Source organism: Corynebacterium sp. SCR221107, from assembly GCF_027886475.1.
In the GTDB taxonomy this organism is placed as follows: domain Bacteria; phylum Actinomycetota; class Actinomycetes; order Mycobacteriales; family Mycobacteriaceae; genus Corynebacterium.
In genome coordinates this window covers 197516-212581 of sequence record NZ_CP115670.1, presented here as the reverse complement: position 1 = coordinate 212581, position 15066 = coordinate 197516, and the positions used below count along the sequence as shown (strand labels likewise).

At 62.3% G+C, this 15066-nt stretch carries 15 protein-coding genes and 1 tRNA gene; 10 read left to right on the top strand and 6 right to left on the bottom strand.

What is annotated here, in order from left to right:
• Positions 1-83: 83 nt before the first annotated feature.
• The 4 genes from PAB09_RS01040 to PAB09_RS01025 all read right to left on the bottom strand — a co-directional run bounded on the left by PAB09_RS01040 (position 84) and on the right by PAB09_RS01025 (position 2011).
• Positions 84-536, bottom strand: a complete 453-nt coding sequence (locus PAB09_RS01040; RefSeq protein WP_271034268.1) for a hypothetical protein — start codon at positions 534-536, stop codon at positions 84-86.
• Between the two features lie 376 nt (positions 537-912).
• Positions 913-1003, bottom strand: a tRNA-Ser gene (locus PAB09_RS01035).
• Positions 1004-1013: 10 nt separating this feature from the next.
• Entirely contained in the window at positions 1014-1481 is a 468-nt protein-coding gene (tadA, locus tag PAB09_RS01030; RefSeq protein ID WP_271035227.1) for a tRNA adenosine(34) deaminase TadA, read from the bottom strand.
• 50 nt (positions 1482-1531) lie between these two features.
• Positions 1532-2011: a tRNA adenosine deaminase-associated protein gene (locus PAB09_RS01025; protein ID WP_271034267.1), complete on the bottom strand. Its 480-nt coding sequence runs from the start codon at positions 2009-2011 to the stop codon at positions 1532-1534.
• 37 nt (positions 2012-2048) lie between these two features.
• On the opposite strand from PAB09_RS01025, the gene PAB09_RS01020 reads away from it, so the two are divergent.
• Together PAB09_RS01020 and pabB are read left to right on the top strand one after the other, a co-directional pair.
• Positions 2049-3065 carry a prephenate dehydrogenase gene (locus PAB09_RS01020; RefSeq protein WP_271034266.1) on the top strand — a complete coding sequence of 339 codons (1017 nt, stop codon included), beginning with the start codon at positions 2049-2051 and terminating at the stop codon, positions 3063-3065.
• A 32-nt stretch (positions 3066-3097) separates the two neighbouring features.
• Positions 3098-5626 (top strand): aminodeoxychorismate synthase component I, encoded by a 2529-nt coding sequence (pabB, locus tag PAB09_RS01015; protein WP_271034265.1) that lies wholly within the window; start codon positions 3098-3100, stop codon positions 5624-5626.
• On the opposite strand, the gene PAB09_RS01010 is transcribed toward pabB, so the two are convergent.
• Both PAB09_RS01010 and PAB09_RS01005 read right to left on the bottom strand, forming a co-directional pair.
• Entirely contained in the window at positions 5598-7085 is a 1488-nt protein-coding gene (locus PAB09_RS01010; RefSeq protein ID WP_271034264.1) for a 3-oxoacid CoA-transferase, read from the bottom strand. The genes pabB and PAB09_RS01010 overlap by 29 nt on opposite strands.
• Before the next feature lie 190 nt (positions 7086-7275).
• Complete coding sequence (locus PAB09_RS01005; protein ID WP_271034263.1) at positions 7276-7854, bottom strand: TetR/AcrR family transcriptional regulator; 579 nt, start codon at positions 7852-7854, stop codon at positions 7276-7278.
• A 262-nt stretch (positions 7855-8116) separates the two neighbouring features.
• Between PAB09_RS01005 and PAB09_RS01000 the strand changes: the two genes are divergently transcribed.
• The 8 genes from PAB09_RS01000 (at position 8117) to PAB09_RS00965 (ending at position 14938) form a co-directional block, all read left to right on the top strand.
• Entirely contained in the window at positions 8117-9307 is a 1191-nt protein-coding gene (locus tag PAB09_RS01000) for an acyl-CoA dehydrogenase family protein (RefSeq protein ID WP_271034262.1), read from the top strand.
• A gap of 93 nt (positions 9308-9400) precedes the next feature.
• Positions 9401-10111 (top strand): GNAT family N-acetyltransferase, encoded by a 711-nt coding sequence (locus tag PAB09_RS00995; RefSeq protein WP_271034261.1) that lies wholly within the window; start codon positions 9401-9403, stop codon positions 10109-10111.
• A gap of 17 nt (positions 10112-10128) precedes the next feature.
• The gene (locus tag PAB09_RS00990) at positions 10129-10293 is read left to right on the top strand and encodes a hypothetical protein (protein WP_271034260.1); all 165 of its coding nucleotides are present in this window, start codon (positions 10129-10131) and stop codon (positions 10291-10293) included.
• 642 nt (positions 10294-10935) lie between these two features.
• Positions 10936-11955 carry a mannose/fructose/sorbose PTS transporter subunit IIA gene (locus PAB09_RS00985; protein ID WP_271034259.1) on the top strand — a complete coding sequence of 340 codons (1020 nt, stop codon included), beginning with the start codon at positions 10936-10938 and terminating at the stop codon, positions 11953-11955.
• On the top strand, positions 11952-12758 hold the full coding sequence (locus tag PAB09_RS00980; protein WP_271034258.1) for a PTS mannose/fructose/sorbose transporter subunit IIC: 807 nt from the start codon (positions 11952-11954) through the stop codon (positions 12756-12758). The genes PAB09_RS00985 and PAB09_RS00980 overlap by 4 nt, the downstream gene beginning before the upstream one ends.
• Before the next feature lie 14 nt (positions 12759-12772).
• Positions 12773-13633 (top strand): PTS system mannose/fructose/sorbose family transporter subunit IID, encoded by an 861-nt coding sequence (locus PAB09_RS00975; RefSeq protein ID WP_271034257.1) that lies wholly within the window; start codon positions 12773-12775, stop codon positions 13631-13633.
• Between the two features lie 118 nt (positions 13634-13751).
• Positions 13752-14543 carry an HAD-IIB family hydrolase gene (locus PAB09_RS00970; RefSeq protein ID WP_271034256.1) on the top strand — a complete coding sequence of 264 codons (792 nt, stop codon included), beginning with the start codon at positions 13752-13754 and terminating at the stop codon, positions 14541-14543.
• The gene (locus PAB09_RS00965) at positions 14540-14938 is read left to right on the top strand and encodes a hypothetical protein (RefSeq protein WP_271034255.1); all 399 of its coding nucleotides are present in this window, start codon (positions 14540-14542) and stop codon (positions 14936-14938) included. The genes PAB09_RS00970 and PAB09_RS00965 overlap by 4 nt, the downstream gene beginning before the upstream one ends.
• Positions 14939-15066: the final 128 nt, after the last annotated feature.

The following is a 15066-nucleotide window of genomic DNA, read 5'->3' as shown; positions in this document are numbered from 1 at the left end:
TATGCGTGCAGGGCTTTGAGATTTTTAAGCCTACCTGCCCGGGCGGATTTATCCGAAGCCCGAAGTCCTACTCGCCTCCATGGCTAGGCCGGTTCGTAATAGGTTCCGCGTCGCCCGCGGCCACCTACCATGACGATGGCCTCAGCCATGAGCAGCCTGCTGATGGCGTAGCGCACCTGCGCATCCGATAGCCCGGTCGCCGCGATGATGCTCGCCACGGTGCCTGCTTCCCGCCCGCCGTGCTTGAGCGCTGTATACACCTGCTGCGCGTGTTCGCCTAGCTTGCCGACGGCCACCTCCGCCGCCTGCGGTTGCGGCTGCGTGTGGGCGTCGGGGGCTACGTGCCCGACCCAATACACGCCCCTATCGGCACTGATCTGTTCCGCTTGCCGCAGCCGCGCCAGCGCCTTGCCCACTTCACGCTCGGTAGCGTCCGGGAACATGGCCACGATCTCGGCATGCGTCAGCGACGCCCCCTGTCCAAGGCGGGCAAGTATCTCCTCCTCAAGGCCTCCGGCTGAAGCGGATTCGTTCATTCAGGACTCCCGGTCTCGACCTTTTCAAGCTCGCTTCAAAATCTACAAGCTTCGATATGAACTTTTACAATAGACCGGCCGCCTGCGCTACCCCTTTTCACCACAAAGTCGACAGCATACCTGCTTGGTCTCCTCATCACGCCCACCCCTGGGAAACGTGCGGCCCATGACCGTGCAGATGCCGGAGGCTTCACCACCACGACCAAGGATCTACTGGAGACCGGCAACTTCATCGATGAGCTCGAGCTCTCATAGGCACTAATCCACAAGGGGCGCCACTTTTGCGGCGCCCCTTTTATCATTCAGTTATGTGATTTGTGGTCCTCGTTGCCTGGGATGAAAAAATGTCCCGCAGCTTAGGCTGCGGGACATCTCATGGCGGTAGCGGCGGGATTTGAACCCGCGGTTGGGGATTACCCAACACTCGCTTTCGAGGCGAGCACCTTCGGCCGCTCGGACACGCTACCGCGAACCAGACTATCGAATACCCCGCACGGAATCCAAATCAGCGTCTTGGCGCAGGGTGCCGAAGAAGTCACGCAGCAGCTGTTGACACTCCCGCTTGAGAACACCACCCTGGACTTCGATGCGGTGAAGCACCTGCGGATCGCGAACCACGTCGAAGACGGACCCCACCGCACCGGTCTTCGGCTCATAGGCGCCAAAGATGATCTTTCCGATGCGCGCGCCCACCAAGGCACCCGCGCACATGGTGCAGGGCTCTAAGGTGACGACAAGCGTGCAGTCGGTCAAGCGCCACCCATCCACGCGGTGGGTCAGTGCTTGGCGAATGGCCAGAATCTCAGCGTGGGCCAACGGATCGCCGTCAGCTTCACGACGATTCACGCCCCGGCCGAGCACCTCCCCGTCCGGGCCATAGATAATCGCACCCACCGGCACATCGCCTTCCGGGGTGCTACGCGCCAAGGCGATGGCCGCCCGCATGCGGGCTTCGGCCACCGCCTCATAGTCGGGTTGCGGCAAAACTGGTGCCACTAATCCAGCCCCACCGCCCGGGCCAGCTCCTCTTCGAAACCGAGCTCCTCGGCGATGCGCTGCAACTGCTCGCTGGCCCACCAGTCGGTCTCCCCACAGATGACGGCCAACACTTCCTCGCTCAAGCCCAGATCGGCGAGGATATCGAAGTCACCTTCCGCCCACGGCTCGATCCCATCGAGCTCCTCGGGGTCGATATCGGGGATCTCCACGTCCATTTCATCCAGGATGTCGGCGGCAAAATCATCCTCGACCGCAGCGGTGGCGTCGGAAAGCACATACCGCACACCTTGCGGCGTCGGACGGACAATGACGAAATAATCATCTTCCACGCTCAGCAGCGCAAATGCGGCCTCCTCGGCGCGGAGATTACGGACAGCGGCAACCGCGGTGGAAGTAGAAGAGTAGTCATCCTGGAACGTGCGGACCTCCCACGAGGCGCCCACTCGGGCGACGGTCACTGCAAAATCGTGCTTCATACTGCTAACAGTAGTGTGCGTATGACAAACTTGTCAGGTGAGCAATGTTCAAGTTTCCCGCCCAGTATGCATCCTTGGTCTCGGCCTCATCGGAGGCTCTCTGCTACGCGCCCTGCGCGAACAGGGTGTTTCGGCCTTCGGCTTTAACCGCTCCCCCTCCGGGGCGAAGAATGCCATGAAGGAGGGCTTCGACGCCAGCTTCGACCTCGTCGCCACGTTGCAGCGCGCCGAGAAAGAAGGCGCGCTCATCGTCCTCGCCACCCCGATGCCAGCCATCGCCAGCCTGCTTGATTCCATCACCGAGCACGCCCCCAGCTGCGGCTTTACCGATGTCGTCAGTGTAAAGAGCGAGGTCTATGCCCTTGTGCGCGAGCGGGGGCTGGAGGACAAGTACGTCGGCGGGCACCCGATGGCCGGCACCGCCGACTCCGGCTGGGGTGCCTCCCACGTCGACCTGTTCCACGGCGCCGCCTGGGTGATCACTTTCGATCACGCCATCGACGCCGAGCCGAGTCAGGACTGGATCGACCTGTGGCTCGACGTGGTCGCCATGGCGCTCAGCGTGGGCGCGGAGGTCATCCCCTCGCGCGTGGCGCAGCATGATGCCGCCGTGGCGCGCGTGTCCCACCTGCCGCACATCCTGGCCGAGGCCCTGGCCATCGTCGGCGATAACGGTGGCGCCTTGTCGCTTTCGCTGGCCGCAGGCAGCTTCCGCGACGGCACCCGCGTGGCCGGCACCGCGCCGTCACTGGTGCGAGCTATGTGTGAGACCAACTCCGCGGCGCTGCTCAACGCCCTCGACGAGGCGCTGGTGATCCTCAACGATGCCCGCGCCCATCTCGACGAGAAGCACCCCAACCTGCAAGAGCTCGCCGACTCCGGCTACCGCTCGCGTATCCGCTACGAGGCCCGGGCCGGATTCCGCGATACCGATTCCGTCAGCCCCACCAAGCTGTCCAACCGCCCCGTCTTCCGCGTGCATCCCGGTGCGCCGAATTGGACCGGGCAGCTGATCCAGGCGGAGAATCTCGGCGCGCGCATCGAGGTGTTCTAGTGGGCCTAGCCCGACGTGTACGGGTGTTGGTGGTGGATAATTTCGATTCCTTCACCTACAACCTCGTGGATTACCTCTCGCGCTTAGGGGCAGAGGTTACGGTCATCACCAACACCATGACGATTGCGCACAATAATTTCGATGCCATCGTCCTATCCCCCGGCCCGGGATCCCCGGACAACCCCGCCGACCTCGGCTTTTGCGCGGAGGTTTTACGCAGTGCGCAGGTCCCGGTGCTCGGGGTATGCCTGGGTTTCCAGGCCATGGCGCATCACTTGGGCGCCGAGGTCGTGCCCGCGCCGCAGCCAGTCCACGGACTTGTTGATGAGATCACCTGCGCGCCCGATCCGCTGTTTGCGGGTATTCCCGCCCGTCACCAGGTGGTGCGCTATCACTCGCTCATAGTCAAGGAACTACCGCCACAGATGAGGCTTCTGGCCACCACCGACGACGGCCTCATCATGGCCGCCCGCTGCACCGACCGGCCGTGGTGGGGAGTGCAGTATCACCCGGAGTCCTTCAGCAGCGAGCACGGCCTCACGGTGCTGGATAACTTCCTCCAGATCGCTTCCTCGCTTGCCGACGCCTCCAGCGCCGTTTCCGTCCAGCAGCGCAGCCTCGCTATCGACCCGCTGACGGCTTTTTCCGCGCTGGGCGGGCGCGGGGTACTCCTCGAATTCGAGGGCACCGCGGTGATCGCACCCCTTCCGGCCTCCCCGCGGTGGGCCGCGGCCGTGGAGGATCTCCTCTCAGTTGACACGCGCGCACCACAAGATGCCTGGGCCACGCCGGGTTGGTATGGCTTTCTCACCTACGAAGCGCTGGAAGACGACCTTCCCGCGCACGAGCGGCTGGGTATGTTCCACACCGACCGGGTCGTGGCCATCCGCGGCACCGAGGTGCAAGTGATCGGCGCCGATGCGAAGTGGTGCGCCCGCACCTGGCAGGCGTTGGCCGTAGCGGGCGGCGCCAGCGAAACCACCTTCGATCCGGGCAGCGTCGGCACGCTTTCTAGTCGCGATAATGCCACGTCTTACCGGGACGCGATCGCCCGCGCCAAGGCGCTGATCACTGCGGGCGAGACCTATGAGGTGTGCCTGACCACCCAGCTCAGCGCGCCGGTGACTCCCGATTTTAGCCCGCTTGACGCCTACCGCCTGCTACGCGAGGAGCTTCCGGCGCCCATGCGCTCGCTGGTGGTCTATGAGGACGTGTCGGTCATCAGCGCCTCCCCGGAACGCTTCCTCAAGGTCGAGGCCGGCGAGGCAACCTCGGAGCCGATCAAGGGCACTCGCGCACGCGGAGCCACCCCGGCAGCCGATGCCTGCCTTGCCGCGGACTTGGCCACCAACCCCAAGGACCGCGCCGAAAACCTCATGATCGTGGACTTGGTCCGCAACGACTTCGCCCGGGTCGCCATTCCCGGCACTGTGCGGGTTGATCCGGCCTTTGAGGTGCGCAGCTTTCCCACCGTCCACCAGTTGGTCAGCACGGTGCGCGCCCGGCTGGCCCCGGACACCACATTTTCAACACTATTGCGCGCAAGTTTTCCCGGCGGTTCCATGACGGGGGCGCCGAAGGTGCGCACCATGCGGATCATCGACGAGCTCGAGCGCGCGCCCCGCGGGGTGTATTCGGGCGCGATCGGCTTCGTGGGCCGCGACAGCCTGGACTTGGCGATGAGCATCCGCACCGTGGTTGTGCGCGACGACACGCTCAGTTATGGCATCGGCGGGGCCATCGTTGCGCTATCGGATCCGGACGCCGAATGGCAGGAGATCATCACCAAGTCGGCGCCATTGCTGCGTCTGTGCGGCCAGGAGTTTCCCGGCGAGCAGGTCTTTAGTTTCTCGAACAATGCCCTGCGCGCGTGCTCCTCCTGGCCACAGCCGCTGGTCATCGATAGCTTCTTGCTTGCCGACGGCCACGTGCGCAATCTCCACGACCACCTCGCACGCTTCCGGGCCGGGTGCGCCGCGATGGGCTTAGATAACCCAGACGCGTTCGTAGCGGCCATGCTTGCACGCCTGCCCACCTCGGGCTGGTGGTTCCCGCGCTTGGAAGCAAGCGAGCATGGCTTTGCCCTCCGGCTGCGCCCAGCGCCACCCCGCAGAACCACCACCACCCTCGGCGTTACCCACGCCAGCCTGGCCTACCCCACTATCAAGGGGCCAGATCTGGCGCGGTTGGGATCGCTTCGGCAAGGCGACGTCGACGACGTCGTGCTGCTGGACGGCGATGGCTTCGTATGCGAAACAGCCACCGCGGCGCTCGTCGCCTGGGATGGCGAACGCCTGATCACGATGAACGCGCCGCGGCTTGCCTCGGTGACCGAGACGGCGCTGGTAACAGCGGCCCGCGCGGACGGGGTGGACGTCGGCAAGCAAAAGCTACTCCTGTCGGATCTTGCCGAATGCGAGCTATGGACGCTTAACGCGCTGCACGGCATCACCCCGGTCACGCAAGTGGGCGGCCAGCCACGGCCGCCCTTCGACCAGGCGCGCCTTCAGTATTGGCGCGCCCGGCTCGATGCTATGCGTAAACCAATTCCTGCTCCGTGAGATCATCGCGCACAATGAAATCGGCTTCGGTGGCCGCCTCGACCTCGGCCAGGGTAACCCCCGGAGCCAACTCGCACAGCACGAGGCCGGAAGGGGTGACCTCGAAGACCGCGAGGTTGGTAATGATGAGGTCCACCGCTGCCTCCGCCGTCAGCGGATAGGTGCAGGAGTTGAGCACCTTGGAGTCGCCATCGACGCTGGTGTGGTCCAGCATGACCACCACGCGGTTGGCTCCCTTGACCAGGTCCATGGCCCCGCCCATGCCGGTGAACTTCTTGCCCGGAATACCCCAGTTGGCAATATCCCCCGTGGCCGAAACCTGCAGCGCACCCAGGATGGCCGTGTCCACATAGCCGCCGCGGATCATGGCGAAGCTGGTGGCAGAGTCAAAGGTGGAGCCGCCCGGCAGGATGGTCACGGTGGCCTTGCCGGCATTGATCACGTCCGGGTGCACCTCGTGAGCGCGTGGGCTCGGGCCGGTCTTGAGCAGGCCATTTTCGGATTGGAGGATCACGTTGACCCCCTTGGGCAGGTAGTCCGGAACCATGGTGGGCATCCCGATGCCAAGGTTGACATACTCGCCATCGTGCAGCTCACGGGCGGCGCGGGCGGCCATCTGCTCACGGGTCCAGCCGAGGCGTCCCTCGGGGCGCGGCGCCTCGGGCATCTCTTCGGCGTCATCGCGAATGATAATGCGCTCGATGCGCTTGTTCTCCGCCTGTTCACGGGTCAGCGGCAGGACCCGGTCGACGAAGATACCCGGCAGGTGAATCTCGTCGGGGCTAAGCTCGCCCACCTCCACGATCTCCTCGGCCTCCACCACGGTAATACCGCCACACATGGCCACGTTCGCATTGAAGTTGGCCGCGGTGAGATTAAAGACCAGGTTACCCTCGCGGTCAGCCTTGGCGGCGCGCACCAGGGCAAAGTCGGTGGTGATCGACTCCTCGAGCACGTAGGTCTGCTCCTTACCACGATGGCTCATCACGCGAGTCTCCTTCGGCGCGGACACCACCACGGCGGTGCCGTTGCCGTCATAGCGCACGGGCAGGCCGCCGTCGGCCACCATCGTGCCGGCACCGGTAGCGGTGAAAAACGCCGGGATGCCCGCCCCACCGGCGCGCATCTTCTCCGCCAGGGTGCCCTGCGGGATAAGCTCCACCTCCAGCTCGCCGGCGAGGAACTGCCGCTCAAACTCCTTGTTTAAGCCGATGTAGGAGCCGCCGAACTTGCGGGCACGCTGGTTGATAAAGAGCTTTGCCAAGCCCATGTGATCGTCACCGATCTGGGTGCCCGGGTTGTTGGAGTAGATCTCGAGCTCGTCGGTACCCTTCTCGACGATGGCGTCGATGAGAACGACCGGATTGCCGCAGATACCAAAGCCGCCAACAGCCAGGCTCATGCCGGACTCCAGGCCCTCGAGCGCCTCCTGCTCGGTGGTGACAATTTTGTTAACCATCGGAAAGCCTCCGTGAAGATTGTGGGGAATATAGTGATACGCGATACGAACCGTGGTTCGTGTGGGTTGGGTCACAGACTACCCCAATTCGTTGCCACGTCAAGGCCCACAGCCACAAAAACATGACAAAAGGGGGCCCCGTGGGGCCCCTTAAAAGGCATTGACCTGCGACTACAGCTACTGGGCAGGGTTAACCCTCCACCCCCAACTGGCGTAGTGCCAGCCGGGCATACATCCCTCCCAAATCCTCGGCACTCAGCGGTCCTTCGGGACTAAACCACGCGCTGACTCCAATACCCATGTCGATGATCGACCAGCAGGCGATCCGCAGGTTCTCCACCTGAAAAACCCCCTGCTCAACCCCCTCTTTCAGGATGGTTTCCCAGCGGGCGACATAGTCGCGGCGCAGCTGGGTAACCACGCTGCGCGAGGGCTCCTCAAGGCTGTCGATCTCCTTGTTCACCACCCGAACCGCCTGGCGCTGATTGGCATGAAACTCCACATGAGCGCACATCGATTCGCGCAGCCGCGCCGTGGGACCTTCCACCCCTGCCAGGCGGGTGGCATTGATTCGCAGAAGGTCTTCCATCACCCCAACCGCGATCTCGGCGAGGATCTCCTGCTTCGAGGAATAGTGGTTATACAGGGAAGATGTCCCCATTCCAACAGCCTTGGCCACGTCCCCCATGCCCGCACCGTAGTAGCCGCGCTCGTCGAAAAGCTCGAGGGCAGCCGCCGCGATCTGCACCCGGCGCGAAGATTTAGCCATGAACGCTCCCCATCCGTCTCAAAAGAATTACCCCTTGCCCTCCACCCACTTTGAGGTGGCCGGTTGCCAGGGGCTGACACTTAACTACCTGCGAGAATAACCATCCCTTTGTTGATTCCGCAAAAGTCGCGACCTCGTAATCGCCCCCACACCTTGACGATTGGTGAGATATCGGACACACTATTGCATACGAATCACGATTCGCACCCTATGAGGGCGCGGGTCACCGCTACCGAACCAATCCCACGAAAGGCGCTCGATCATGTCTGCAGCCGAGAACACCGCCGCACTGCTGGCACCCACCACGGACTTCTACAACGTCTTCGATGATGTCACCGGCCCCGACCTTGAGGCGTGGCAGCGCGCAGCCTCCTTCGCCGAGGACTGCCTGCCGGTGATCAACGAGGCCTGGGAGAAGGGCGAGTACCCCATGGACCTGGTCAAGCGCCTCGGCGAGCTCGATCTCATGACCGACGGCCTGGAGGTCGAAGGACACCAAAAGCTCAGCACCCTGGCCGCAGGCTTGGTCACCATGGAGATGGCCCGCATCGACGGCTCGATGGCCACCGTCATCGCCGTGCAGGCGGGTCTGGCCATGCGCTCCATCGCCTACTGCGGCTCCGAGGAGCAAAAGGCGAAGTACCTTGAGCCCATGGCGCGTGGCGAAATTCTGGGCGCATTCGCCTTGACTGAGCCCGATCACGGCTCCGACTCCATCGCGCTGGAGACCTCCGCTCGCCGCGAGGGTGACGAGTGGGTCATCAACGGCGCCAAGCGCTGGATCGGCAACGGCTCCTGCGGCGACATCTCGATCGTGTGGGCGCGCACGGAAGACGGCGAGGTCTCCGGCTTTATCGTCCCGCAGGACACTCCCGGCTACAATGCCGAGACGATCACCGGCAAGGTGGCACTGCGTTCCATTCATCAGGCACTGATCAAGCTCGAGGATGTCCGCGTCCCGCTGGATGCCCAGCTGCCCGGGGCGAGGAGCTTCCGCGATACCGCCCGCGTGCTCACAGCTACGCGTACCTCGGTGGCGTGGATGGCGCTTGGCCATGCCATCGCTTGCTATGAGGCCGCCCGCGAGCACGCCTTGACCCGCGTGCAGTTCGGCCGCCCGCTGGCCGCTAACCAGATCATCCAGCAGCGCCTGGCCGACATGCTCGGCGATATCACGGAGATCGCGGTGCTCATCCGGCATCTCACCGAGCGCGACATTCGCGGCGAAATGCGCCCGGAGCAGGCGTCGATGGCAAAGGTGCGCGCCACCCGCATGGCTCGCCGCGTGGCCGCCGACGCCCGCGACATGCTGGGCGGTTCGGGCATCCTGCTAGAAAACCACGTGGTGCGCCACATGGCCGACGTGGAGGCCATCCACACCTATGAGGGCACCGACACGATGCAGTCGCTGATCATCGGTAAGAAGATCACCGGCATGTCCGCCTACCGCTAAGCACGATCCCACGCAACAACCCCGGGCGTATCACGCCTGGGGATTTCTTTATGCCCCGAAGCCCGCTTTCGCCCGCGTGCTACCGTGGGGTCCATGTCTTCCCAGTTCAATGAATATGGGCAACCCATTGGCCAGGCATTGCCGGATTTTCTTCCCGCACGCCCGCCGCAGCCGGTTACGCTCGAGGGCCGCTACTGCCGCATTGAACCGCTGGGTCACGCTCACTTCGACCAGCTTGCCGACGCCTTCAGCGCCGCTTTGCACGGCGATCTCTGGACGTACCTGCCCGTAGGCCCCTTCGAATCAACCACCCAGTTCCGCGAGCTTCTCCACGCCCACGCCCAGTCGAAGGATCCGTTGCATATGGCCATCGTCGATAAGCAAACCGGCAAGGCAAGGGGAACTTTCGCGCTCATGCGTCATGACCCACGCCACGGCGTGATTGAGATGGGATGGGTGATGTATTCGCCCTTGCTCAAGCGCACCATCGCCGCCACCGAGGCGCAGTACCTTGCGATGGCCTACGTCTTCGACACCTTGGGCTATAGGCGTTATGAGTGGAAGTGCGATAGCCTCAACGCCGCCTCCTGCCGCGCGGCCGAACGCCTTGGCTTCAGCCACGAGGGAACCTTCCGTCAGGCCACCGTGTACAAAGGGCGCAATCGTGATACCGCCTGGTTCTCCCTCCTCGATAGCGAATGGCCCGCACACAAACGCGCATTCGAGGCGTGGCTTGATCCGGCCAATTTCCGCGAAGGAGTGCAGGTGGAATCGCTGCAGCATTTCAAGACGAAGCTTCAGTAGCACGAACAATCACCGTCATGAGCGCGTCTGCGCCCAAGCCGCCACCTACCTTCGGGCAGGCACCACGCCTTGCCCTATCTACAGCCTTGGCTGCCGCCGACCGCCACCTTTCCCAGCGCACCGACCACTTGCCCCACCATCACCTTGCCTGCACTGTCGGCCGTTATCTCCCCCTCGCCTGAGGTCGATTCGTCGATTTCAGCCGTATTCTCTCATCCGAAACGTCAACGGCCGACGGCGCCAGAACCCGTCGCCGACTCAATGGTGACTCAAGCTTGCGCCAGGCCCACCAGCCTTGACACAACGAAGACGGCAAGCGACGTTGGCGACACCACAAAGGCCTCATTCTGAGCCCTCTTACCCAATCGACGAGGCACCCACAAGCGCAGAAATCCCGGCCCCCACCAGCCTCGGGCGCGCCCTTTTTCGCCCCTCAGCGGTGTGCCATTTTTCATACTTTTGCCACATTCCCACTTCCGTTCGGAAATTTAACACCCCCTTTCATGGGACTGGTAAGTGTTTCCACATCCACATTTGTGGTTTTTGAGACAGTCTAAAATACCCTCATTAGGGGTCATTCTTTTTGTCTTTTAGAAACGAATACGAACATGTATCAGCTGTAAATCGCCCATTATCGACATCTTCCCAGCCGTACCTTATTCAAGCAATCTTGTGTATTTCCTAGGTCACAGCCGATTGCGCAACCCCACAAAACGGGCATAGCATGAGCCTCACGCGCAGGGCATTCAAACGTTTGCACAACACTATTGAGGGCCTTGGGCTGATCTTCAGAAAGTTAGTTCACCGCTAGTACGGAGAAACAGATGGTCTCAATAATTATCGCGGCACATGGGGAATCTGCCCCGGCGCTGCTGGATTCTGCCATCATGATCCACGGCGAGGTCGAAAACGTTCATACCGTGACCTTTCTCCCAGGTCAGGGTCCCGACGACCTGCTAGAAGCCTATGAAAAGGCTGCAGGCCAAGCGGAGGAAGTTCTCATCCTCGTGGATCTTTTTGGTGGAAGCCCTTATAACGCTGGTGCCCGCTTTGTTGCAGAACGCGACAATGCCGACGTCATTTCCGGCGTTAACATCCCTATGCTCATGGATGTCTTCGAAGCTTCGAAGCGCCCCAACGCGACGGTCGAGAAAATCGTCAAGCGCGCGCTCAAGGCGGGCAGCGCAAGCGTTCGCTCCTTCAAGCAAGGTCAGGCACCGAAGGCGTCGGCAAGCAAGCCGAAGGCGGAGCAGCCCTCCGCAACGAATGACGCCGACGGCACTGCCAGCGCTGCAGGTACGGCAAGCGCTGAGATTGATCCGAATTTCCCGCGCGATCCGAACGTCCACATGAACGTGGCTTTCCTGCGCATCGATTCCCGCCTCATTCACGGCCAGGTCGCAGGATCGTGGGTCAACAATGTCGCACCTGACACTCTCATCGCGGCCTGCGACGACGCGGCCCACGACCACCTTCGCAAGACGCTCCTGCTTCAGGTCGGCCCCGCGTCCGCACGGACCAACGTCCTCACCGTGGACAAGACAATCCGCGTGTACTTCAACCCCGACTACCAGGGAATGCGCACCATGATTGTGGTGGAAAGCCCCATGGATGCCTTAAAGCTGCTGCAGGCAGGCATCAAGGTCGACGAGGTCAACGTCGGCGGAGTCACCTATAAAACCGGCATGACGCTGATCACGGAGGCGGTTTCCGTCAACGACGAGCACGTCGCTGCCTACAAAGCAATTAATGATCTGGGCGTGAAGATGACCTTGCAACAGGTCCCGAACAGCTCCCGGACAGACATGATGAGCAAGCTCAAGGAGAAGGGACTCGTGAAATGAGCGCCATCCAACTCATTCTCGTCATCCTCATCGCACTCGTAGCCGGCATGGCCTCAGTGCTCGATGAACGCCAATTCCACCGCCCCCTGGTGGCCTGTACCCTCATGGGCATCGCTTTGGGAGATTGGAAGACCGGCGTCATCCTGGGCGGAACCCTCGAGCTTATCGCGCTCGGATGGATGAACGTCGGCGCCGCCATGGCGCCAGACGCGGCGCTGGCCTCCACCGTCGCCGCGGTCGTCGTCATCGTCGGCGATCAGCCCATCAACACTGGTACCGCAATCGCCATTCCGCTGGCCGCCGCCGGGCAGGTGCTCACCATCTTCGTGCGCACGATCGCCGTCTTCTTCCAACACCAAGCAGATAAGTTCGCCAAGGACGCCAACTTCCGGGGCATCGAGTTCATGCACTTTAGTGCGCTGTTGCTCCAAGGCTTGCGCGTAGCCATCCCCACCGCGGTCGTGGCCGCGGCGGCGGGAACCGACCTCGTTGAAAACTGGCTCAACAGCATCCCCGATGTCATCTCCTCGGGCCTGCAGGTCGCCGGCGGATTCATCGTCGTCGTCGGTTACGCCATGGTTATCAACATGATGAAGGCCCGCGCCCTGATGCCATTCTTCTTCCTCGGCTTCGTCCTGGCTACCTTCGTCCCTGACTTCAACCTCGTTGGCTTGGGCATCCTCGGTGCCTGCCTCGCCATCATCTACGTCCAGCTCAACCCCCGGTTCCACGACAGCATTCAAGCTCCGGCAGGCGCCCGCCTCGCCAAGGTCGGCCCGAACTACGACAACGAACTTGAGTGAAAGAAGGCAATGCAATGACCACTCACAACACCGCTCCCGCACCAGTTGACAAGGTGCCCGGACTGACCAAGCGCGACATGGTCTCCACCTACCTGCGTTCCACCTTCATGCTCGGCTCGTTCAACTTCGAGCGCATGCAGGCGATCGGCGTGTGCGTGACCATGATGCCCGCCATCAAGCGCTTCTATACCAAGAAGGAAGACCAGGCCGCCGCACTCGCGCGCCACCTGGAGTTCTACAACACCCACCCCTGGATCTCCTCTTCCATCTTCGGAGTCACCGCCGCCATGGAGCGCAACAAGGCCTCCGGCGAAGACATCAGCGAGGCCGATATCACCAACGTCAAGGTCGGCCTCATGGGTCCGCTTGCCGGCGTGGGCGACCCACTCTTCTGGGGAACTGCCCGACCCGTCCTCGCGGCACTCGGCGCCTCCCTTGCGCTCAAGGGCAACATCCTCGGCCCGCTCATCTTCTTCTTCGGACTGATGATCATCCGCATGGCGACCCGCTGGTACGGCTTCAAGTTCGGCTACGAAAAGGGCACCGAGATCGTCTCCGAGGCAGGCGGCAACACCCTGCAGCGCCTGACCCAGATCGCCTCCATCATGGGCTTGTTCGTCATGGGTTCCCTGGTATCGAAGTGGACCTCGATCAACTTCCCGGCCGTCATTTCCTCCTACACCGACCAGGAAGGCCAAGAGGTAGTCACCACGCTCCAGGACATCCTCGATTCGCTTTTGCCTGGCCTGGCCGCCTTGCTGCTGACCTTCCTCTGCATGTGGCTGCTTCGTAAGAAGGTCAACGCCATCTGGATCATCTTCGGCATGTTCGCCATCGGCATCCTGGGCTACTGGGCAGGTATCTTGGCACCATAGGGATCTGTCTGCGAGGGGCCCGCGCTGGGCGCGCGCCGCGACCTCTCGTCCCTCCGGTTGTGCGCGCGCCCGTACTGTCACAGCCTCGCACCCCACTCAGCCAGAAGGATGAAAGCACATGCCTCGCAAGCTCATCAGCATCGACCTCGACGGAACCATTGTTTTCGAGCGAAAGGTTGATCCCGATGCGGTTGCTGCCATCCGCGAATGGCAGGCAGCCGGCCACCTCGCGGTGTGCAATACCGGCAAGTCGATCGCCGCCACGAAGCACGCGCTGGCGGAGTCCGGCCTCGAGTTCGACTACTACGTCCTCTACACGGGCGCCGTAGTCACCGATAGCAACTACGAGGTCATGATGAGCAACACCCTTCCCAACGAGGTGGTATCCGAGATCGCCTACCAGCTGCGCGACACCGACAATCTCGCGGTCTTTGCCACCACCTTAGACACCCCGGACCTGCGGCTTTCGAGCACCATCGACCCGAGCAAGAGCACGAGCATCCTCCAAACCTTCGAGCCCCTCGAGTTCTCAGAGATCCCGAAGCACTCCTTCGTCGGAATCCCGCTCTGGCTGGATGAGACCGACGCTAAGATCGACGCCCTGCGCGAGCAGATCCTCGGCTCCTATCCAGAGGTTCTCGATTGCCACCGCAATCAGAACTTCCTCGACATCGTTCCACCCAACTGCACGAAGGCAACCGGCCTGGAATGGCTGCTGCCCCACCTTGGCGGTGACAACGCAACCACCTTCGAGACCTACTCCCTCGGTGATTCGTGGAACGACTTGGACATGCACCACTGGGCGGATCACGCCATCTGTTTCCCTTACTCTCCTGCCGAGGTCAAAGCTGCGACCGAGCAGGTCACCCCTACCGCCGCCGAATTCATCAGGAAGGCCCTACAATCATGACCACCTTTAAAGAAACCTTCATCGAGGTCGGCCGACGCAGCCTCGCCCCGGAGAACAAGCAACGCCAGGACTACGTCTATTCAGTTGGCATCCCGGTCACCGCGCTCATGGTGCTCGCTGGGGCCTTTTACTACTGGACTCCCGTGGCATCTATCGTTGTCCTTTCCTGCGCCATCATCCTCATGTGGGGCAGGTGGGTCATCCTGCGCCAGGTCACCACCGATCTCAGCCAGATGCGTGCCTCCAAGCAGATGTTTAAGAAGGAACGCAACAAGGACTATCTCCAGTTCATCCAACTGCGCGGCGAGGAGATGCTGCGCGACAATAAGGCGCTGACACCGCTGGCCAAGCAGGAGATCAGCGAGCTTATTGAGTGGGCCAGCCAGCAGAACTAATCCCTGAGCGTTTCCCGGCGGCTACGCAAAGGCGGGTGCCTGCGGGGCCATCGAAGGCACCGAAGACGAAGGACAGACGAAAAGGACCGGCACGGAGGTGCCGGTCCTTTTCCTCTGCCGGGTAGAAC

Bases quoted from the DNA above. Each gene is read 5' to 3' on its own strand.
- PAB09_RS01005 (WP_271034263.1), bottom strand. From the start codon at position 7,854: ATGGCTAAATCTTCGCGCCGGGTGCAGATCGCGGCGGCTGCCCTCGAG.
- PAB09_RS00980 (WP_271034258.1), top strand. From the start codon at position 11,952: ATGAGCGCCATCCAACTCATTCTCGTCATCCTCATCGCACTCGTAGCC.
- PAB09_RS00985 (WP_271034259.1), top strand. From the start codon at position 10,936: ATGGTCTCAATAATTATCGCGGCACATGGGGAATCTGCCCCGGCGCTG.
- PAB09_RS00995 (WP_271034261.1), top strand. From the start codon at position 9,401: ATGTCTTCCCAGTTCAATGAATATGGGCAACCCATTGGCCAGGCATTG.
- PAB09_RS00965 (WP_271034255.1), top strand. From the start codon at position 14,540: ATGACCACCTTTAAAGAAACCTTCATCGAGGTCGGCCGACGCAGCCTC.
- tadA (WP_271035227.1), bottom strand. From the start codon at position 1,481: ATGCGGGCGGCCATCGCCTTGGCGCGTAGCACCCCGGAAGGCGATGTG.
- PAB09_RS00970 (WP_271034256.1), top strand. From the start codon at position 13,752: ATGCCTCGCAAGCTCATCAGCATCGACCTCGACGGAACCATTGTTTTC.
- PAB09_RS00990 (WP_271034260.1), top strand. From the start codon at position 10,129: ATGAGCGCGTCTGCGCCCAAGCCGCCACCTACCTTCGGGCAGGCACCA.
- PAB09_RS01040 (WP_271034268.1), bottom strand. From the start codon at position 536: ATGAACGAATCCGCTTCAGCCGGAGGCCTTGAGGAGGAGATACTTGCC.
- PAB09_RS01000 (WP_271034262.1), top strand. From the start codon at position 8,117: ATGTCTGCAGCCGAGAACACCGCCGCACTGCTGGCACCCACCACGGAC.
- PAB09_RS01025 (WP_271034267.1), bottom strand. From the start codon at position 2,011: ATGAAGCACGATTTTGCAGTGACCGTCGCCCGAGTGGGCGCCTCGTGG.
- PAB09_RS01010 (WP_271034264.1), bottom strand. From the start codon at position 7,085: ATGGTTAACAAAATTGTCACCACCGAGCAGGAGGCGCTCGAGGGCCTG.
- PAB09_RS00975 (WP_271034257.1), top strand. From the start codon at position 12,773: ATGACCACTCACAACACCGCTCCCGCACCAGTTGACAAGGTGCCCGGA.